General features: G+C 58.8%; 19 protein-coding genes and 1 tRNA gene. 4 read left to right on the top strand and 16 right to left on the bottom strand.

What is annotated here, in order from left to right; genetic code table 11:
* Window positions 1-31: 31 nt before the first annotated feature.
* Both gabT and gabD read right to left on the bottom strand, forming a co-directional pair.
* Complete coding sequence (gabT, locus tag ACA063_RS00800) at window positions 32-1,309, bottom strand: 4-aminobutyrate--2-oxoglutarate transaminase (RefSeq protein WP_162440351.1); 1,278 nt, start codon at window positions 1,307-1,309, stop codon at window positions 32-34.
* 186 nt (window positions 1,310-1,495) lie between these two features.
* Window positions 1,496-2,938 carry an NADP-dependent succinate-semialdehyde dehydrogenase gene (gene gabD, locus ACA063_RS00795; protein ID WP_497664420.1) on the bottom strand — a complete coding sequence of 481 codons (1,443 nt, stop codon included), beginning with the start codon at window positions 2,936-2,938 and terminating at the stop codon, window positions 1,496-1,498.
* A gap of 348 nt (window positions 2,939-3,286) precedes the next feature.
* On the opposite strand from gabD, the gene ACA063_RS00790 reads away from it, so the two are divergent.
* Window positions 3,287-3,363: transfer RNA gene (locus tag ACA063_RS00790), tRNA-Arg, on the top strand.
* Between the two features lie 153 nt (window positions 3,364-3,516).
* Window positions 3,517-4,371, top strand: coding sequence for a hypothetical protein (locus tag ACA063_RS00785; protein ID WP_497664419.1), 855 nt, complete (start codon window positions 3,517-3,519; stop codon window positions 4,369-4,371).
* Between the two features lie 28 nt (window positions 4,372-4,399).
* Here ACA063_RS00785 and ACA063_RS00780 read toward each other — a convergent pair whose 3' ends face one another.
* From ACA063_RS00780 to ACA063_RS00760, 5 genes are all read right to left on the bottom strand, one after another.
* On the bottom strand, window positions 4,400-4,672 hold the full coding sequence (locus ACA063_RS00780; RefSeq protein WP_235992873.1) for a hypothetical protein: 273 nt from the start codon (window positions 4,670-4,672) through the stop codon (window positions 4,400-4,402).
* Between the two features lie 21 nt (window positions 4,673-4,693).
* Window positions 4,694-5,326: a hypothetical protein gene (locus tag ACA063_RS00775; protein ID WP_497664418.1), complete on the bottom strand. Its 633-nt coding sequence runs from the start codon at window positions 5,324-5,326 to the stop codon at window positions 4,694-4,696.
* Window positions 5,323-5,889, bottom strand: coding sequence for an RNA polymerase sigma factor (locus ACA063_RS00770; protein ID WP_497664417.1), 567 nt, complete (start codon window positions 5,887-5,889; stop codon window positions 5,323-5,325). Before ACA063_RS00770 ends, ACA063_RS00775 begins: the two co-directional genes overlap by 4 nt.
* Before the next feature lies 1 nt (window position 5,890).
* Window positions 5,891-7,579, bottom strand: a complete 1,689-nt coding sequence (locus tag ACA063_RS00765; RefSeq protein ID WP_497664416.1) for a vWA domain-containing protein — start codon at window positions 7,577-7,579, stop codon at window positions 5,891-5,893.
* A gap of 87 nt (window positions 7,580-7,666) precedes the next feature.
* A complete protein-coding gene (locus ACA063_RS00760; protein WP_497664415.1) occupies window positions 7,667-8,227 on the bottom strand; it encodes a YbhB/YbcL family Raf kinase inhibitor-like protein in 561 nt (186 codons plus the stop codon).
* 139 nt (window positions 8,228-8,366) lie between these two features.
* Between ACA063_RS00760 and ACA063_RS00755 the strand changes: the two genes are divergently transcribed.
* A complete protein-coding gene (locus ACA063_RS00755) occupies window positions 8,367-9,896 on the top strand; it encodes an FAD-dependent oxidoreductase (RefSeq protein ID WP_497664414.1) in 1,530 nt (509 codons plus the stop codon).
* A gap of 665 nt (window positions 9,897-10,561) precedes the next feature.
* Window positions 10,562-10,915 carry a DUF6124 family protein gene (locus ACA063_RS00750; RefSeq protein ID WP_497664413.1) on the top strand — a complete coding sequence of 118 codons (354 nt, stop codon included), beginning with the start codon at window positions 10,562-10,564 and terminating at the stop codon, window positions 10,913-10,915.
* A 284-nt stretch (window positions 10,916-11,199) separates the two neighbouring features.
* On the opposite strand, the gene ACA063_RS00745 is transcribed toward ACA063_RS00750, so the two are convergent.
* The 9 genes from ACA063_RS00745 to ACA063_RS00705 all read right to left on the bottom strand — a co-directional run bounded on the left by ACA063_RS00745 (window position 11,200) and on the right by ACA063_RS00705 (window position 19,981).
* A complete protein-coding gene (locus tag ACA063_RS00745; protein WP_497664412.1) occupies window positions 11,200-12,711 on the bottom strand; it encodes a YdgA family protein in 1,512 nt (503 codons plus the stop codon).
* A 294-nt stretch (window positions 12,712-13,005) separates the two neighbouring features.
* Window positions 13,006-13,641 carry an NADH:ubiquinone oxidoreductase subunit N gene (locus tag ACA063_RS00740; RefSeq protein ID WP_162440362.1) on the bottom strand — a complete coding sequence of 212 codons (636 nt, stop codon included), beginning with the start codon at window positions 13,639-13,641 and terminating at the stop codon, window positions 13,006-13,008.
* Window positions 13,642-13,734: 93 nt separating this feature from the next.
* Entirely contained in the window at window positions 13,735-15,183 is a 1,449-nt protein-coding gene (locus tag ACA063_RS00735; RefSeq protein ID WP_194691844.1) for an efflux transporter outer membrane subunit, read from the bottom strand.
* On the bottom strand, window positions 15,180-16,067 hold the full coding sequence (locus ACA063_RS00730; protein ID WP_497664411.1) for an efflux RND transporter periplasmic adaptor subunit: 888 nt from the start codon (window positions 16,065-16,067) through the stop codon (window positions 15,180-15,182). Before ACA063_RS00730 ends, ACA063_RS00735 begins: the two co-directional genes overlap by 4 nt.
* Window positions 16,064-16,273 (bottom strand): DUF1656 domain-containing protein, encoded by a 210-nt coding sequence (locus ACA063_RS00725; protein WP_008034684.1) that lies wholly within the window; start codon window positions 16,271-16,273, stop codon window positions 16,064-16,066. Before ACA063_RS00725 ends, ACA063_RS00730 begins: the two co-directional genes overlap by 4 nt.
* Entirely contained in the window at window positions 16,270-18,342 is a 2,073-nt protein-coding gene (locus ACA063_RS00720; RefSeq protein WP_497664410.1) for an FUSC family protein, read from the bottom strand. The genes ACA063_RS00725 and ACA063_RS00720 overlap by 4 nt, the downstream gene beginning before the upstream one ends.
* Window positions 18,339-18,767: a MarR family winged helix-turn-helix transcriptional regulator gene (locus tag ACA063_RS00715; protein WP_497664409.1), complete on the bottom strand. Its 429-nt coding sequence runs from the start codon at window positions 18,765-18,767 to the stop codon at window positions 18,339-18,341. Before ACA063_RS00715 ends, ACA063_RS00720 begins: the two co-directional genes overlap by 4 nt.
* Before the next feature lie 365 nt (window positions 18,768-19,132).
* On the bottom strand, window positions 19,133-19,378 hold the full coding sequence (locus ACA063_RS00710; protein WP_497664408.1) for a DUF2789 domain-containing protein: 246 nt from the start codon (window positions 19,376-19,378) through the stop codon (window positions 19,133-19,135).
* Between the two features lie 141 nt (window positions 19,379-19,519).
* Window positions 19,520-19,981, bottom strand: coding sequence for an aminoacyl-tRNA deacylase (locus ACA063_RS00705; RefSeq protein WP_162440861.1), 462 nt, complete (start codon window positions 19,979-19,981; stop codon window positions 19,520-19,522).
* Between the last annotated feature and the right edge of the window lie 111 nt (window positions 19,982-20,092).

Here is a 20,092-nt window from a genome sequence, read left to right as displayed (position 1 = left end):
TCAGCTCACACTTTCATACGAGCACTTTAGATCAAAGCTCCGAGAAGCACTCTTCGATGATTGCCAGACCTTTGTCCAATTGCTCGTCGGGCGAGGTCAGCGGTACGAGTACACGCAGAACGTTGCCGTAGGTACCGCAGGACAGCAGGATCAGGCCCTTGTCGCGCGCCTTGGCCACAACCGATGCCACAGCAGCGGCGTTCGGCTTGTGGCTGTCGCCATCAACGAACAGCTCGACGGCGATCATTGCGCCCAGGGCACGAACTTCGCCGATCACCGGGTACTTGGCCTGGATGGCTTTCAGACCAGTCACCAGACGCTCGCCGACTGCCTTGCAGCGATCCAGCAGTTGCTCTTCTTCGAACACTTCCATCACAGCCAGGGCCGCGGCGCAAGCGATCGGGCTACCGGCGTAGGTGCCGCCCAGGCCGCCTGGAGCGATGGCGTCCATGTATTCAGCCTTGCCGCACACACCGGCGAGCGGGAAGCCGCCAGCGATGGATTTGGCGAAGGTGGTCAGGTCAGCGCTAACGCCCATCTGCTCCATCGCGAAGAAGGTGCCAGTACGGCCAGCGCCGGTCTGTACTTCGTCAGCGATCAACAGGATGCCGTGCTGGTCGCACAGGGCGCGCAGACGCTTCATGAACTCTTTAGGCGCGACGTAGAAACCGCCTTCGCCCTGAACCGGCTCGATGATGATCGCAGCGATATCACGCGGCTCGGCGTCGTTCTTGAAAATGCGTTCGATGCTGGCGATCGAATCGTCGACGCTCACACCGTGCAGTTCGTTCGGGTACAGCGCGCGGAACACGCCGCCAGGCATCAAACCCATGCCAGCCGAGTAAGGGACGACTTTACCGGTCAGGCCCAGGGTCATCATGGTGCGACCATGGTATGCGCCAGTGAAGGCGATCACGCCAGCACGGCCAGTGGCGGCACGGGCGATCTTCACAGCGTTTTCTACCGCTTCGGAACCGGTGGTGACCAACAGGGTTTTCTTGTCGAAATCACCTGGCACCTTGGCGTTGATTTTCTCGCACAGCTCTACGTACGGTTCGTACGCCAACACCTGGAAGCAAGTGTGAGTCAGCTTGTTCAGCTGCTCAGTCACGGCGGCGATGATTTTAGGGTGCACGTGACCGGTGTTCAGCACGGCGATACCGCCGGCGAAGTCGATGAACTCGCGACCTTCAACGTCGGTCACGGTGGCGTTCTTCGCGGACTCGGCGAAGATCGGGTGAATCTGGCCAACACCACGTGGTACAGCGGCTTCGCGGCGTTTCATCAAAGAAGCGTTAGTCTTGCTCATACATTCCTCATTCGCCGCTCATCGGTCGGCGTAGCTCAAGGATAAAGCGGCGGGGAGGCAACTACGGCAGCATGCGATGATCGACTGCCACAGCTTTCCCGGCCACCGAGAAAATTTCGGTTGAAACGCGCAAAGGATCAGCTCTCTCGTGCCCTTTGCGCTTACTGCAGTTCCCGTCTTCCGAGCTTAGATGCCCAGGCAGAGGTATTTGATTTCCAGGTAATCTTCGATGCCGTACTTGGAGCCCTCACGGCCCAGGCCCGACGCCTTGATGCCGCCGAACGGCGCGACTTCGTTGGAGATCAACCCGGTGTTGACGCCGACCATGCCGTATTCCAGGGCTTCAGCCACACGGAACACACGACCCAGGTCACGCGCATAGAAGTACGACGCCAGACCGAACTCGGTGTCGTTCGACATCGCGATCACGTCGGCTTCGTCTTTGAAACGGAACAGTGGCGCCAACGGACCGAAGGTTTCTTCCTTGGCCACGGCGGCGTTGTTTGGCACGTTGGTCAGGATGGTCGGCTCGAAGAAGTTGCCTTCGATGCTCTTGCCACCGGACAGCACGGTCGCGCCTTTGCTGACGGCATCAGCGATGTGCTCTTGCACCTTGGCGACGGCTTTTTCGTCGATCAGCGGACCCGTGGTGGTGCCGTCTTCCAGACCGTTGCCGATCTTGAGTTTGGACACAGCCACTTTCAACTTCTCGGCAAACGCGTCGTAGACCGAATCCTGGATGTACAGACGGTTGGCGCAGACGCAGGTCTGGCCATTGTTGCGGTATTTGGAAATGATCGCGCCTTCAACGGCCTTATCCAGGTCCGCGTCGTCGAACACGATGAACGGAGCGTTACCACCCAGTTCCAGGGACACTTTCTTGATGTCCTTGGCGCACTCAGCCATCAGCTGACGACCGATTTCGGTCGAGCCAGTGAAGGACAGTTTGCGCACGATCGGGTTGCTGGTCAGCTCGCTGCCGATGTCACCGGCGCTGCCGGACACAACGCTGAACACACCAGCAGGAATGCCGGCACGCTGAGCCAGTTCAGCCAACGCGAACGCGGAGAACGGGGTTTGCGAAGCAGGCTTGAGCACCATGGTGCAACCCGCGGCGAGTGCCGGGCCGGCTTTACGGGTGATCATCGCGGCCGGGAAGTTCCACGGCGTAATGGCGGCGGTCACACCGATTGGCTGCTTGATCACGATCAGACGCTTGTCGGGTTGGTGACCAGGAATCACATCACCGTAGATGCGCTTGGCTTCTTCAGCGAACCACTCGATAAAGGAAGCGGCGTAAACGATCTCGCCCTTGGCTTCGGCCAATGGCTTGCCTTGCTCCAGTGTCATCAGGCGAGCCAGGTCATCCTGGTTCTCGATGATCAGTTCGAACCAGCGACGCAGCTTGTTCGCGCGATCCTTGGCGGTCAGTGCACGCCAGGCCGGCAGCGCTTTGTCAGCGGCTTCGATTGCACGACGGGTTTCAGCAGCGCCCATTTTCGGCACAGTGCCCAGAATTTCGCCCGTTGCCGGGTTATTGACCTTGATCGTCTGACCATTGTCCGCATCAACCCAAGCGCCATCGATAAAGGCTTGCTGGCGGAACAACTGGGTGTCTTTAAGCTGCATGTCGGCTTTCCTTAACAGCACCGCGACCAGCGCGGAGCGAATTATGATTGTAGAAAGGCGCCTTGGAGGCTGCCGTCAGGGAAATCATTCACCGGGCTGAAGCACATAAATAGCGCACGGATCGAACTCGTGCGGTTCAGCACCCAGACAAGAGCGTTTGAAATCTCAAACGAATCCTAGGATCAAAGGGGGTAAAGGACAATAGGTTGTTCGAAAAAAAGAACGAAAACGCCATATTCGCCTGTTTTTTCTGATCAACGTAGCGAACAGCCGTTCAGCGCGCGAAAAACACAGGCGATTCAGCAGCATGGACGCCCGCAGTGCATATGAGTATCATGGCGCCCGCTTGCACCAGTAGCTCAGCTGGATAGAGTACTGCCCTCCGAAGGCAGTGGTCGTGGGTTCGAATCCCGCCTGGTGCACCATATAGTAGAAACGAGAAAGCCTCAGGCCTTAGGGTCTGGGGCTTTTTTGTGGGTGTTGTTTGCTGACCAGGTAAAAATGTCGATACATTTTTAACCTACCTCCCACTATCAAATAAGGCTTTGATGCACGCCTTTCTTTGGACGGGAGGTCCTATGTTGCTTGATCGATTCCGCTGTCACCCTTACCGACCCGACCTTGCTTACTTCATCGGCTGTTTCAATATCTGTCACAGGTCTCACGATGTTAGTGATGAGCTTAGTAAATACAACCCAAATGACCCGGTTGATCGCGACCTTGTTGTTCGCCGGTATTGTCTGGAGTCGTCTTCAGGTGAAAATTTTCGACACCGCAGGGCTCAGTTTGATTTGCTAGAAGCAGCACTCAGCGACCCGAATTTCGATTTTGCCCACATATGGGAAGAGGATGAAGTTCAACACTTCGAGTGGGAATGGCCATCCGGATGGCCAGAGTTCGACGACCCTCGAGGTTTATTCCAAGCTATCAGGGATACTGCCAAAGAGGTCTGGTGTGAAGATCTGATGCGATCCAGCTTGCCTTCTCTGCAGAGCTGCAGGGTAATACCAAAGCGTGATCTGGGTTCGCCGGACTGGATCTTCAGAGTAGATAACCCTGAAGCTTGGAAGGACGTCTTTCACCTCGCAATAACGCCGTCCGATCTAAAAACGAAAGGATCCGTCCGACTTGCTGACGGACTAACATTAAGTACCGAGGGACATTTAAACAGCCTGATTTTTCGGCCTCCCGATTGGCCGCCCAGTACAGCCTTCACCTATTGTGAGTTTGATGTCTCGGTCACTGGCATAAGTGAAATGGAAATTCGAGGCAGTAATTTTGAAGGCCCGGTAAGTGCAACACTGACAAGGCTTAAAAATGGATGCTACCTACGTATGAAAATTGGTTTCGATTGTTTCATTGAATGCGTCGCGCTTCACGTAGTCATCAGCAACGTGGTCGGAAGTCATCGCGCTCAGAAGTACGGGAATTAAAGGTAAAAAAACCGCCTAAGCGGTTTTTTCATTCAGTCGTCCAATCAAACTCGTCATATTCCTCGTCATCGCCCTCCTCCTCCTCGAACACCTCGTCATCAAGGTCATCCGCCAGAAGGGCCTGTTCCTTTTCCTGCGCCAACAGAAACTCTTTGCGACTCTCAGTCACTGCTCGCCGCAGTTCCTCGCCCTTGACCGGGCAGTTGAGCATTTGGGCGATGCGGTCGATTTTTTTCGCCATGGCTTCCTCCAACGCATCGGCTATAGGCCGATAGTGCGCGCTTTCGGGTCTCGTTGCCAAATGGTCGACCGCCCCAGCCGCTTAGTGTTTCTGCAGCTCCTTGAGTCGGGTGGCGAGGTTTTCCTTGGGAAAGCGTTTGTGCAATGTCGTCATCAGGTCGTCTGCCGCTTTAGTCTGACCGGCCCTTTGCAGGCGAATCACTTCACGTAATTGGTCGTCGATAAACTTCGACGGAGCCGCCGCTGGACTTTTGCTGACCTTCGCTTCATCGGCCATTTCGGCATGGACCGATTCGCTCTGGGCCGGGGCGGCAAAATCGGCCATGGGTGCTGCAGGTGCAGGCGCGGGCTTCGCGCCGGCCGGGGCAGCCATTGAGCGGGCAAGCGATGCCGGTGTTTCTGCGGATTCTTTCTTAGCCGCAAAAGACGAGGTTTTGGGTGCCGGGGTGGAATCGTAGGTTGTCGCGTGCTCGGGCGTGCGTTGGACCAGCGCCAGCATCAGCGCGACGACGACCAGGCTGGCGAAGGCCACTTGCCAACGGGGTTTTTGGCAGGCTTGTACCCAGCGTTGCCAAACAGAGGGTTTCGGCGTGGGCGTTTCACGGTGTGCAGCGGACAGGATGAAGGCATCCAGGTGCGCGGGTGGCTCGCCGCTGGCGTGTTCACGGAAGTGCTTCACCACTTCCTCTTCCGGTGCAGGACGGGCGTCAGTCATGTCAGTACCTCCTCGGCCAGCAGCCGACGCAGTTTTTGCTGTGCGTAACGCAAGCGGCTTTTAACCGTTTCCAGCGGGGTTTCGGTAAGGGTGGCGATCTGCGGCAAGTCGAGATCGCCGTGGGCGCGCAGCAGGAAGACTTCGCGCTGGTCGGCGGGCAAGGTGTGCAGAGCGTTTTCCAGGCGTTGGCTGTCGCGGCTCAGGCTCAGCAGTTGCTCGGGGTCGGCAGAGTCGTCGCTCAAGGCATGCACCTGTTCGTCATAGCTGTCGTGCAACGGGTTGCGGATGCCGTGTTTACGCCAGTGATCAATCAGTCGGTTGCGGGCGATCTGATACAACCATGTACGAAAATTCGCCCGACCTTGTGGCTGACTGGTGCTGCGGATCAGGCTGAGCCAGGTGTCTTGATAGACCTCTTCGGCCAGCTCGGATTTGCCGCTGAGCCCGAGCAGGAACCGATAAAGGCCCTGCCGATGACGAGCGTACAAGATCTCGAACGCCGGCCCGTCACCCGCGCGATATCGGGCCAGCAGCGATTCGTCGCTCGGTTCGGATGCAGACATGTCAGTGGTTGCCTCCTGTCTGCGCCTGCTGGTTCGCGGCGGCGGGCGGTTGAAGGCTCTGCGCCAGCTCCACCAACTGCACGAACTCCGCGCGCAGGCCAAAACGGTCGTCACCCCTGGCACCCCGCGCCAGCGCCTCGGTGTCCTTCAAACTGAAAGTGCCGGTGTAACGTCCATCCTTGAGCTGTTGAGAAAACGCCGCCACGGCCGCTGCAAATCGCAAGTCGTCGCTGGCTTTGCCTTCCAGATCCGCCGCAATCGGCCGCTCGATCAGGCGACTGTTCCCACCTTCCGGCAACTGATATCGCACTCGTAGCATCGCCATTTCATCTGAACTCCCGGACTTGGCGACAGTGGATTCGCCATAACGCAACGGCTCAAGCCAACCCTTCTCACCCTTCGGAACAATTTCATACAGGGCCGTCACCGTGTGCCCTGCACCGATCTCACCGGCATCGACCTTGTCATTGCTGAAATCCTCACGTTTCAACGCGCGATTCTCATAACCCAACAGCCGATATTCGCTGACCTGCGCCGGGTTGAACTCCACTTGCAGCTTCACGTTCTTCGCCACGACGGCGAGGGTCGAGCCAAGCTGGTCCACCAGCACTTTGCGCGCCTCGCGCAGGTTATCGATGTAGGCATAGTTCCCATCGCCGGCATCGGCCAGTTGCTCCATCAAGTGCTCATTGTAGTTATCCACACCAAAACCCAAGGTGGTCAGGGACACACCCGTTCTACGTTTATCCACAGCCATTTGCTTGAGACTGTCGAAGTCGCTGATGCCGACGTTGAAGTCGCCGTCCGTGGCCAGCAGGATGCGGTTGATGCCTTTGGGGATGAAGGCCTGTTGCGCCATTTGATAGGCCAGTTCGATGCCGGACGCGCCAGCAGTCGAACCGCCCGCCGACAATTGATCGATGGCTGTGCGAATTTTCGCTTTTTCCCGTCCGGACGTAGGTTCCAGCACCACACGGGATTCACCGGCATACACCACCAGCGACACGCGATCCTGTTCGCGCAGTTGGTCGACCAGCAATTTCAGTGTGCTTTTAACCAGCGGCAAACCTTCGCGGCGGTCCATGGAGCCCGACACGTCGACCAGAAACACCAGGTTCGCCGGGGCCAGCTCCGCCACCGCGCGGTCCGACGCCTTGATGCCGATCCGCAACAAACGCGTATGCGGGTTCCACGGTGAAAGCGCCAGTTCGGTGGTCACGCCAAAGGGCGAGCCGTCCGTGGGCAAGGCGTAATCGTAGGGGAAGTAATTGACCATTTCTTCGAGTCGCACCGCGCCGTCGGGTGGCAGCCGCCCCTGATTGAGCAAACGACGAACGTCGGCATAAGCACCAGTATCGACGTCGGCGCTGAAGGTCGACACCGGTACCTCGGCAACACTGTGGATCGGGTTATCAGCAAGATCTTCATACTGCTCGCGCTGCTCATCCTGGTAGCCCGATGGGGGCGCTTCAGGCATCGGTGCAAACGGTGCCGCGCGAACAGCGCGCTTGGCCATTGTGGCGTCACCCAGCGCCAGCGCCTCTGTCTTCAGCTCGGCTTGAGCCGGCGCCGACACGGAAACAGGCGCCGGTTCCGTTTTGGACGAAGCGCCACATCCGGCAATCGACAGCAACAAGCCGGCGGCGAAACCCTGGGCGGCCGGGCGAAGGAAATGCAGAGGAAGGGACATGGGGGCTGACCTCAGGAGAATAATGATCCATTCATCCTCTGAGACGGGCAGCCCGGTCAGTTCGGGTTAAGTCATCCGAAAAAAACTTCAGCGGTGGTAACGCCGCACCACGCTGCTGTTCCTGAGCACATGACCTTTGATTTTTTCCAGCAGTTGCGCACGCGTCAGGCCGGCGGGTAAGGCGTCCGGAGCGAGGTCCAGGGCATACAGCTGGATAATGTAGTGATGCGCACTGTCACCGATCGGCGGGCAAGGACCGACATAGGTCGTGGTGCCTTTGCTGTTAGTGCCACCCAAGCCTTCAAGGCCGGGTTTCGCGCCTGCACCCGCTGCGATTTGATGGGTGTTGGCCTTGATCCCGTAATGCACCCAGTGATCGACGCCCTGGCCTTTCTGACCATCCGGGTCGTGCATGACGATCGCATAGCTGAGCGTGCCTGCCGGGCCGGCGTTCCAGTTCAGCGCTGGAGAAAGATTGTGACCGCCACACCCTTCGGCATCGCTGGCGGCGGCAGCCGTGAAGAGTCGATCGTCGGTGACACCTGGAATGTTCAGGGTGAAACGCTCCTGAGCCTGCGCCGGAAACTGCACGCAGAAGGCGACGGCAAGGGCCGCCAGCCAAGGGGACAGAGAGGTCAATCGGGTCATTCCGGAGCACCTTGTGCGGATGGGGCCGTCGTCGGCTTGCGAACTATAGCTGTACCGTTCGTGCCGTGGCAGTGGGATTTGGCTGAACCTCGTGTTCCACAGCCAACTCTTAACTGAAATGACTGCCCGGAGAGCGATCATGACCCTGCACCGCGTCGCCCGTTTCGCCGATGTGCCTGAACGCCATGGCCTTGAGGTCCAGATCGGGGAAACAAAAATTGTTTTGCTGCGGTTCGGCGATCAAGTCCGCGCCTATCAGGGTGAATGCCCTCACGCTGGCGCACCGCTGGCAGAAGGCGCGGTGTGCAACGGGCGATTGATTTGCCCGTGGCATAAAGCGGCGTATCGGATCGAAGACGGTGCGCTGTGTGAACCGCCCTCGCTCGACAGCCTGAAACGCTATCCGGTGGAAGTGCGCGACGACGAGGTCTGGGTGGATGATCAGACACTGCCGGACGCCCATACCACGCCTGCGGACGATGATCGGATATTTGTGATCATTGGCGCGGGCGCCGCAGGCACAGCGGGCGCTGCAGCGTTGAGAGAAAAAGGCTTCGGCGGTCGAATCCTGTTGATCGATCAAGAAACCGATGCGGGATACGACCGTACGGTACTGAGCAAATTCGTGATCGCCGGGGAGATGTCACCGGAAGAAATCCCGCCGCTGCGCGATGAACAGTTTTACCGCGAACAACGCATCGAACGAATCACCGGTGAAGTCGCCCACTTCGATGCCGGTAACAAATCCCTCCGACTCAAGGACAGTCAGTCCCTGACGTACGACGCCGCATTGCTCGCCACCGGCGGCACACCCAACCCGCTCAAGCTGCCCGGCGCCGATTTGCCGCAGGTCTTTTTGCTGCGCTCCAAACAGCACGCGCAGGAGATCCTGAAAACGGCAACACCAGACCAGAAAGCCGTGATTATCGGTGACAGTTTCATTGCCCTGGAATCTGCGGGGGCACTGCGTCAATACGGCATGGACGTGACCGTGCTCGCCCGACATGCCGTGCCTTTCGCCGCACAATTCGGCGACACCGTCGGCAAGGCCATCCGTGCCCGGCACGAAGCGAACGGCGTGCGTTTTCAAACAGAAGGCGAAGCCACGCACATCGAAGGCAGTGCAAAAGTGGAAGCAGTGCTGCTGGACACCGGTCAGCGGTTGCCCGCGGACCTGGTGTTGGTGGGGATTGGTGTCACACCCGCGACTGAAGTGTTCAGTGATTTGCCAAAGGAAAAAGATCAGTCGCTCAAAGTCGACGGCGGCATGCGCGTGACCGAAGGACTCTGGGCGGTTGGCGACATCGCCACCTTCCCGCTCAACGGCCAGCCTCAGCGAATCGAGCACTGGCGTCTGGCCCAGCAACACGCGCGCATCGCAGCGGCAAACATGCTGGGCGGGGACGAGCACTACCTCGACGTGCCGTATTTCTGGACCTGGCATTTCGGCAAAAACTACGACTACCTCGGGCATGCCGAGAAGTGGGATGAAGTCGAGTTCAAGGGCGATCCGAACCATCCGCCGTTTATTGGGCTGTTTGGCAAGAACGGCGTGGTGGCGGCAGCGGTGGCTTGCGATGAAGAACGGGCGATGGCGATGCTTGCCGAGCGGATGAAGCAGCCGTTGTCGGTGGATGAGGCGTGGCGGTTGATTCGGGACGTTGGATGAGCCTTCGACGGTACTCGACAGGTATTGGTAGAAACTTGCCCGCGCCCACCGTAGGAGCTGTCGAGTGAAACGAGGCTGCGATCTTTTGCCTTTGAAGATCAAAAGATCGCAGCCTGCGGCAGCTCCTACAGAGGGAGATGTTTCTGCTGAAGATGTAGGAAAACATCCGGGTCCTGGTGTGCTGTTGTTAGGTTTTTGTGATTTGTGTGGCTGTTCTGGCCCCATCGCGAGCAGGCTCATCCCCACAGTTTGACCGTGTTTGTTGGGGGGTTTCTGTCTGGTTGGGATATGGCTTTGGGTTTGCTGAATTTCGTTCCAGATTGCCCTGTTTAATCGCCGTCAGCTTCACTTCTTGAAAGCTACATCATCTTGCGTGGATGCCTACAGGTACGCCAGAATCCACCGGCTTGTGCGCCTTGGGGCGGGTCGGTAACTTGATTCGGGTCACTGATTCGCAGTGATCGGGTTTAGTAGCCCGTGGTATTTCAGCCGCACGTGCAACTGTCAGACAGGTATTCCTATACCTGGATTTTGATGGTGGCTGTACGTAGGGCGCCTTCGGGCGCGCCGGCTTTGCTGAGTTCCCCGGTCTACTAACCTGCGTATAGCCGCCTCCCTTTCGTTTAGTAGCAAAAAGGTAGGCGCTCAGCCAGGGAACACAGCCTATGTCCAAGATAACTCCAGATCCTCCTGATACCGATCCAACAGCGTCAGCTGGCAATCCCTATTCAAATTCTCCTCACGAAGCCATCGAGCACACCCCCTCGTTCGCCGACATCAAAGCCACCCCACGCAAACTCTGCTCCCTCTTCACCGTCCATCCCGAGGCCGATACCGAAACCCTGCTGGCTTATGCCTGCGAGTCGCTCGCGTCAGCCAATGTGATGGCCACTGATCTGGCGGATCATCTGGAAGGGACGTCGCGTAATGCGCTGTTGGGCATTGCGCAGGTGATCATGCTGAGCGAGCTGACAGTCAATCGGGCGCTGGATCGGTTCGAGCCGGCTGCCATTAAGTAAAAAAACTGGCGCAAACCAATCCGGTCCGATCCGATCCCTGTAGGAGCTGTCGAGTGAAACGAGGCTGCGATCTTTTGATTTTGATTTTGATTTTGATTTTTAAGATCAAAAGATCGCAGCCTCGTTTCACTCGACAGCTCCTACAGGGAGCGAGGGGGAGCGAGGGGGAGCGCGTGTGATTCAGAGATGTTTGAAGGGTCAATGAATGATGTACAAGCTTCGAACAACAAAACGCCCGGCGTCTGCAGTGTGCAGAGGCCGGGCGTTTTTTTGAGGCTACAGGTTTACTGGACTTCGACTTCGCCAGGACCGCCTACTTTGCTCATCAGGAAGCCGATGAATTCTTCCACGGTCATTTTCTGGCCGTTGAATTCCACCTGATTATTGGCGTAGTGCAATTTGCTGACGATGTTGTTGCCGTCCAGTTTCGCAAACTGCGAACCGACCGCCATGCTGCTGAACATGTCAGCGGTGGCCGTGGCCTGATCGGCAATGAGCTTGGCGTCAGTCTGACCGTCGATTTGCGATTGCACGGTGAACAGGTCAACAAGCATCGGTTTGGAGACCTGGACATTGACGTCCAGCAGGGCGATCAGCTGGCGCGTCAGTTGATCTGCCGGCAAGTCCATGGATTGCGGTTTGGTCAGGTCAAGCACCAGGTTGGCGCGACTTTCGCCGTTGGCCGTGTTGAGCGACAGGTTTTCCAGTGCCACCTGCGGGCCTGCAGCCAGCAGTTTCTCCAGGCCGGTTTTGACCTGTGCTTCTTCAGCCGGGGTCAGGACCAGTTCTGGCGCGGGTTCACCGGCGGCGGCAGCTTCAGCTGCGGCTTTCTCGTACGGTTGCAGCTTGGTCTGGTAGATCTGCATCAACGACATCGTTGCCGGAATATCGAGGTTCTTCAGGCTCATGGCCATTTGCGCCGAGCCAATGTTCTTGCCGTTCATGGACACTTCACCCACCTTGTAATCGGCACGCCCCGAAGCGCTGGTGCCCGATTCTTCGGTCTTGTTCTTCATCTCGAATTTCTTCACACCCAGAATCGACTGCTTGGCGCCGAAGGTGGTCTTGCTGTCGGTCAGTTCGACTGTGTTTTCGCCGGTGTAATAACCGTACGTGCTCTTGGTCAGGTTGCTGGCGAAGGTCAGGCCGTTCATCTCGACTTTCACCGGTGTCTGATCTTCAGCCACCGTGCTCAGGGTCAGGCTGTCCATGTAACCATCGGCCTTGACCTTCTGCGCCTGCGCGCTGGCAGCGACATCCAGGTTCAGGCCGGAAAACTTCAGGTTGGACTTGTCGTCCAGCGCCACGTCCAGCGGCAGCAAATTCAGCGTGCCGTTGGTGGCCTTGTCATAGCCGATGTTGACCACGCCGGTCAGCGGGGATTTGTCCTTGGCCGCCGCGAACCACTTCTCGGTGAGCGGCGTTCTTTCCAGTTCGTAATGACTGGTGGCCATGACCGGCAGCCACTTCAGCGACACCAGGCGCGAGAACGGCAGCGGACCGTGTTCGATATGGTCGACGAACAGCAATTCAACCGGCGCTTCACCGAACATCTCGCCTTCGCCCTTGAGGCGATAGTGGGCGGTGCTGCTGAAGACATTGCGTTCCAGCGAAACCAGCTCCAGCGAGGCAGTGCCGTTGGAACCGACCAGCGCGGCTTGCAGTTCTTTGTTGGCATCAGCGATCGAGCTGTTCAGCACACCTTCCAGTTTGGTTCCGGTGTACCAGGCACCGCCGGCGCTGATTGCACCGATGGCCACGACAATTCCAAGTAGCACGCCTGCTGATTTATTCATGAAGTACCCAATGTCCGTGATTTGAAGGTGTGGCCGTCTTCCCTGAACCCGTGTCGGGTTATGGATAGGACTGCGCTGAAAGTGGAATGGAGATTAGCACCGGCCACGCCGGGCGACCCAATGATTAAAGGTGAAAGAGTGTCTATGGGACCGTGCGAGGGGAGTGAGAGTTTCGGCACACATGAAATCGCCATCGCGAGCAGGCTTGCCCCCTCAGGATCACATCAAACCCTGTGGGAGCGAGCCTGCTCCGGGCGGCGTTCCGACGATAGCGTTCGAACCAACGACACAAAATCAGGAATACTGAACCTCTATCTCATCCAGCTGGTGATCAAAGCTTTTCAGCCGCGCGGTCCACGTATAGACCAGCACCTCAAAATCCCGATTGATCACCGCCCCGCCCGTCACGTCCGCGCGCGGGTCGCAGAAGTCCAGTTGATAGCGTTCGCGGGCCATGGCGGTGGCGACGTCGGAGAGTTCACGGGCATTGTTGAGCCAGTGCCGCCCTTCGTCAGCGACTTGCCTGTCCAGTGCCAGGCATTGCTTCTTCAAGGCTTCGAGGCTTTTTTCCAGCGGCGTGCCGGTCAGTTCGCCCATGACTTCCTGAAACGTGCGCCCCGGTTGCCAGTAGCTGCCCCAGAAATAACGGTCGAATACCGTTTCCACCCGACGCAACGCCACCTTGGTGTCCCAGATGAGCACCAGGGTTTTGCCTTGTTCGAGGTGTCTTTTTTTGATCCGGGTGCCCTGAACCGAAGCCCAGGCGACGACCACAATGGCCAACACCGCAATCAGCGCCGACGCGCTGTCGAGGAACACCAGTGCCTTGTCGATCTGGTGGGCCAGCATGATGCCGTAGAAATAAGTGGCCGACAGCAGGACCAGCGCGGCAATAGCGCACCAGAAGCCGGGAGCATAAGGGTTTTTCATTATTTTTAATCCCCATGACCAACGCGAGCCTTGATCAGTGGACTGGCGTGGCTCGTGGCGCGTCAGCCCAACAATCAAAGCATAGCAACGGCCTCAGGGTTTGCTGGCGTTCGAGCCTTGCGTTCGTCCGCTTTCCCAACCGCCACCCAACGCGAGGAACAAATCGATCTGGCTCATGGCGACTTGAGTATTGGCGGCAGCCAGTTGTGCCCGCACATCGGTGTAGGTCCGGGTGGCCTGCAAGTCCGCCAGGAACGACGCGCGGCCGGCCTGGAAGAAGCGGTGGGTCTGGTCTGCCGCCTGTTGCGCGGATTGCTCGGCGTCGGCCAGGGCATCGCGCCGTTGCAGCAATGCCGAATATTGGGCCAGACCGGTCTGGGTCTCGCGGATGGCGTTGAGCACCACGCCATCGAAATGCGCCAGCGAGCCTTGGGTTGTCGCTTCGGCCTCACGAATGCGCGCCCGCGAACCATTGGACGGCACGGTCCAGGTGAGCAACGGGCCGAAACCCCAGCGATTGGTGGCCGGCTTGCCAAGGTTTTCCAGAATGCCGACGGTACCGACGGAAGCGCCGATACTGATGTCCGGGTACAACTCGCCGGTGGCAATGCCGATACCGGCGGTCGCGGCGGCGAGTCTGCGTTCGGCCTGCCGTACATCGGGGCGGCGCTTGAGCAAGGTCGCGCCGTCGCCCACCGGCAACAGCTGGGCAATTTTCGGCAGCTCGGCGCAGGTAGCGGTGCCAGCGGGCAGTTGGTCCACCGGTTTGGCCAGGAGCATCGACAGACGGAACAAGCCGGCCTGACGCGCAGCCTCATAACGCGGCATCTCGGCGCGCAGGGATTTGAACTGGGTTTGCGAGCGGGTGACCTGGGTTTCATCGCCACGTCCGGCGTCGCGCAAACGCTGGATCAGCGTGGTGCCCTGGGCCTGCAAGTCGAGAGAATGCTGGGCGATTTCCCGCTCTTCATTGGCCGCGCAAACCTGGGTGTAAGCCCGAACGACGTCGGCCACCAGGGTGATTCGTGCGGTATCGGCTGCGGCTTGTGTCGCATCGGCATTGGCTTTCGCCGCCTCGATACCGCGCTGCAACGTGCCGAACAGGTCGAACTGATACGAGGTGGTAATGCCGATGTCGCCAACGTTGGCCACGGGCACTTTTTCCGGCAGCAGGAACGCTTCGCCAGACTCCTGCAAACGCTGGGCGCCGATCTTCACGCCGCCACTCCAGCCCCCAGCCGCTTCGGCTTCGTCGACTTGAGCTCGCGCCCTTAAAAGACTCGCCGCAGCGACGCGCAAATCGGTATTGGTGGCCATGGCTTGCTGGACTAGTTGATCGAGGCGCGGGTCTTTGTACAACCGCCACCAATCACTGGGCACCGGCGCCGAAACAACGTTCTTGTCGTTCACCGCCAGCTCACCCTGAAAATCATCACGGTGCACCGCGGCTTCGTCAGGCAAGTGATAATCCGGCCCGACCACCTGACACGCCGACAGCAACAGGCCTAATCCGGCGACCGCCAAACCCGAGGCCCTGCTCATTTCGCGGGCTCCTGCTGCTGATCGTCGATGATCGACACCGTCGCGGTCCGCCCGGCGATCATGCGGAAATCTGCCGGCACGTCGTCGAAGGCGATTCGCACCGGAATCCGCTGGGCCAGCCGCACCCAGCTGAACGCCGGATTGACGTTGGGCAGCAGGTTACTGCCGCTGCTGCGGTCGCGGTCTTCAATACCCGCCACGATGCTTTCGACGTGCCCACGCAAACGAGCGCGGTCGCCGACGACCCGAATGTCGACGCTCTGACCGACGTGAATGCCGTCCAGTTTGGTCTCTTCGAAATACCCGTCGATGTGAAAAGAATTGCTGTCGACCACCGACAACACCGGACGCCCGGCCGTGACGAACTCCTGGGTGCGCGGGGCGCGATCGTTGACATAACCGTCCACCGGGCTGCGAATGGTCGAGCGATCCAGGTTGAGCTGGGCACTGTCCACCGTCACCTGAGCTTCCATCAGGGCCACTTCGGCGCGGGCCACACGGGACTGGCTTTCTTCCAGCTGCTCGCCAGGCACCAGGTTGCCCAGGCCACGGTTACGCTTGTGCTCGCGTTGCGCCTGAGCCAGGGTTTCCTGGCGATCGGCCACAGCTGCCTTGGCCTGGCGCAACGCCAGTTTGAAACGGTCCTGATCGATGCTGAACAGCACCTGACCCCGTTTCACCAACTGGTTGTCGCGCACGTCCACGGTCTGGATCAGCCCGGACACGTCCGGCGCGATCTGCACGATGTCGGCACGGATGTGCCCGTCCCGGGTCCACGGGGCAAACATGTAGTACATCACCATGCGCCAGACCACGACGACGGCGAAGGTCACGATCAGCAGGGTCAGAACCACGCGACCGATAGTCAAAAAAGGTTTTTTCATGTCATCAGGTATCGACTGAGTGAATCCACGGCGCCGAGGAGCAGGGCGTAGAGAGCCACGTTAAACAATGCCCGGTGCCAGACCAGACGGTAAAAGTGCAGACGCGTCAGCAGCCCGTGCACCAGCAGGTAAATCACATACGTAATGCCCATCAGCACCAGCAGCGTGGGCAGGAACACTCCGCTGATATCCAGATCACCGATCATAAAGGCGCTCCATCGATGCCATGGGGAAGCGGTTCTTCGAGTTCGCCCGTGCCGACAAATTCCACCCCCGGCAACAACGCCAGGCGCAACCCGCTCAAGGCATGCAGCAAATGCAGACGCGCGCCGTCATCGCACTCGGTGTTGAGCGCGCGACGGGTGCGGTCGAGGGTCATCAACAGTGCGCTCGGCGCCGGCAGACGTTCGCCAGCCTTGAGACAGGCCTTGAAGTATTCGCCGACCTCGGCCACCACCTGATGCAGCAGCGTTTGCGGCACGCCGGTGACGCGCGGCGTGTAGGCCAGCAGGTCAAGCAGGTTCAGCGCCACGCGCACTTCGCGCAGCGCGATGCCAGTGTCCTGGCCGATGATGGCCAGTCGCGGCAGGTGCTGCATCAGGCGATCGAGCATCTGCACACCCAGGTGACGATGCTCGGACAGCGTGGCCGGTTCAGTGAGGCTGACGATGTCGCGCCAGCTGAAACGGGTCAGGCGCTTGGCCGCCAGTTCCGCACCGAACGGACGGGCGATCAGGGTCCAGACAAAAGCGAACAGCAAACCGACAGGACCGGCCAGATTGGAGTTGGCGAAGCTCAGGAAGTCCGCGTCGTAAGCGCCCTGGATGCTGATGAAGGACGAGGTGTTGACCAGCGTCAGCAGCATGCCCAAATAGAACTGCGGTTTGACCGTCAGGGTGCCGATGCAAATGAACGGCACTGCAAAGGCCAGCACCAGCATCGGGAAGTCATGCAGGTTCGGCAGCACCAGAAACAGGTAGAGGCTGGCGAACACTACCGACATCGCCGTCCAGAAAAAGAACCGATAAATCTGTGGCGCCGGGTCGTCCATCGAGGCGAAGAAGCTGCACGCCACCGCCGCGAGAATCACCGCACTGCCGCCGTCGGTCCAGCCGAGCAGAATCCACAACACCGAGGCCACGATGATAGCGGTGACGGTGGACGCCGCCGAATAAAGCATCAGCCCGCGATCCAGGAACGGCGACAGGCGACCCAGACGCCAGTGCCGATACACCGCGCGCCAGCTGTCCTGGCTTTCGCACTGGATGGCGTATTGCAGGCTGCGACAGTCCTGCCACAAATCGATCCACTCACCGAGGCGATAGATCGCGTTGGAGAACAGCAACTGCTTGCGATCTTCCAGCTCATCGGCACTCGGTTGCAGCGCTTCGAGCTGATTTTTCAGTGCCTGCCAACGGTTGAGGTCGGCGTCTTTATGGTCGAGCCATTCGGTGGTCGCGGTGAGCAGCGGAGCGAACTTCGCCACCAGCTCCGGCGTTCGCCGTTCAAGGGCATACAGCGCGTCGTCAAGGGCGTCGATGACCGGCAGCAGATGAATCATTCGCCCGCGCAACTCCTTGGTATTGCGCACGGTTTGCGGCCGAGCGCCTTCATGGGGCAGTTGGCCGATCATCAATTCCAGGGTGTTGAAGGTGGTCACCATTGAGGAGCGCAATGCGCTGACTTCGTCCGGTTGCACATTACGGCTGAGGAACCGCAGGCTGTAGGTCGAAGCATCGGCGAACCATTTGCTCACCGAATCATTGAACACCGGCGCCAGCCTTCGCGGCCAGAACATGGCACCCATTACCGCCGCGACGGCAATGCCCAGAAAGATCTCTTCCGTGCGCGCCTCGGCCACGTCCCACACCGCAAGCGGGTTATCCACCACCGGCAGGGCGATCAGCGGCAAGGTGTAGCCGGCGAGCATCAGCGCATAGCTATTGGCGGTACGCAGGTGCAGGGACAGGAACAGCAGCGTTCCGGTCCACAAGGCGATGACGACCACCAGTACATAAGGGCTCTGAACGAACATCGGCACAAAGAACACCGCCGCCATCGCCCCGAGAAAAGTACCAATGGCGCGGTACAGCGCCTTGGAACTGGTAGGGCCGACGAACGGGCTGGAGACGATATAAACCGTGGCCATTGCCCAATACGGACGAGGCATTTGCATGAGCATGGCGATGTACAGCGCGATCATCGATGCGGCGAACGTGCGCACACCGTAGAACCAGTCCCGCGCTGGGGGCATGCCGGCAAAAAATCCGTTCAAGAGGTGACCACCGACGGCGCATTCGCAGCTTCAAAGGCTCTCAGCACTCGCAGCGTCGCTTCCAGATCGCTCTGGTCGATCCCTTCGAGGACTTCATGGCGCAGGCGCACCAACTCGATTTCGACCGCCTGCACCAGCTCCCGCCCACGCTCGGTGAGGCTCAGGCATTTCGCGCGGCGGTCATGGGCATCGGCGGTTCGACAGACATAGCCGGAATGACAGAGCTGATCGAGCAAGCGCACCAACGAAGGACTTTCCATCCCCGCTGCCTGCGCCACCGTGACCTGCCGCACACCCTCCCCCAGACGCCCGATCATCAACAACGGGACGGCGCAGGCTTCGGAAATTCCATAATTGACCAGTGTGGTCTGGCAGATCTTCCGCCAATGCCTGGCGGCCACCACCATGGCACTGCTGATGTTCATCTGGAGAGCGTCGAGATTTTTCGGCACGGGAGAATGCACACTGTTAGTTTGCTAACTATCAATATCGCATTTGAAGGGAAAGGCGGTCAAGTTTTGAAACAATTTTACCGCTGAAGAACACGTCCTGTTTGTCGCCTGACTCGCTGTAAAGTCGGAATAGATGCCCAATATCTCGACCTGAGATTACTAATGACTGATTTTTTTTATTCGAATTCAGGCAATGACCTGCATTCTCCATCGGAGGATGAATACAGAAGCTTTTTGCAGAAAAAAGTGGCAATAGCGCAGTTATCGATACTGGAAGGGCAAGGTATCAGCCACCAAGATATCGAACGCCATTTTTCCCTTAGACGGGCTCTAGCCCTTCACACACCTCGCCCCTTCCTCAACAACACATCCAACTGATCCACCACCTCCGCCCAATCCGCGTCGTCGAGTATTTCGTCACGCAAAAATTCCGCCTGGCTATCGGTCCAGAAAAACGCGTCTGCCAAGTGCAACTCCGGTTTAAGTGGTGAGTGCGTAGCGATGAATTGGTCGATGCTGACCGGGTCATCGTCCAGGCCGAGTTGTTTGAACAAGGATGGGAGGCTGTGGGTTGGGGATTGCATGTTGGGCTCCTTGTGAATGATTTGAAGGATGGGTGACTGCTGCGCAGTCAATCGCGGGCAAGCCACGCTCCCACAGTGGACCGCGACTTCCTGTGGGAGCGTGGCTTGCCCGCGAAGGCGGTATCACTAACGCCGCAAACCTCAATGACTCAGCTCGCACACCTCAGCATGCGGCACCATTTTCAGAAACTCCGGCATGCTCATGTGCAACAGATTGTTGTGGTTGCCGGCCTCCAGGTAGATGTCTTTCTGCCGGGTCAGCAGCGGGTCGATGACCATGTCCAGTCCGTAGGATTCACCCAGCGCCGGCACTGCCCCACGCTCACAGTCGTTGAACAGATGCGCCAGGGTGCTTTCCCGGGTGATCTGCCATTCGCCGCTGCCGCGCACTTTGCTCAGGTCCAGATGACGGCTCGCTGGCAATACAGCCATCAGGTAATGACCGTGGTGGTCGTCGAGGATCACCGATTTGGCCACCCGTTCGGCAGGAATGCCCGCGACCCGCGCCGTTTCGAGGCTGCTGGCCGAGTGAGGGTGGGTGACGATGTCAAATTCGCAGTTGGCTTTTTCCAGGCTGCTCTGCACGGTTCTTGCCATACGCATGATGCACCTCGGTGTCCGCAATGAAGATCGGCGGACGATGGTTAAACCCGTTCTTTCCCTTAAAAGTCTAGGCGCGCCTGGGCCAGCGCGCGGGAAATCTGCCCACTGGAA

Source organism: Pseudomonas sp. LBUM1643 (assembly GCF_059716215.1).
The sequence above is the reverse complement of the archived record's forward strand: the minus strand, read 5'-3'. Positions and strand labels throughout refer to the sequence as shown.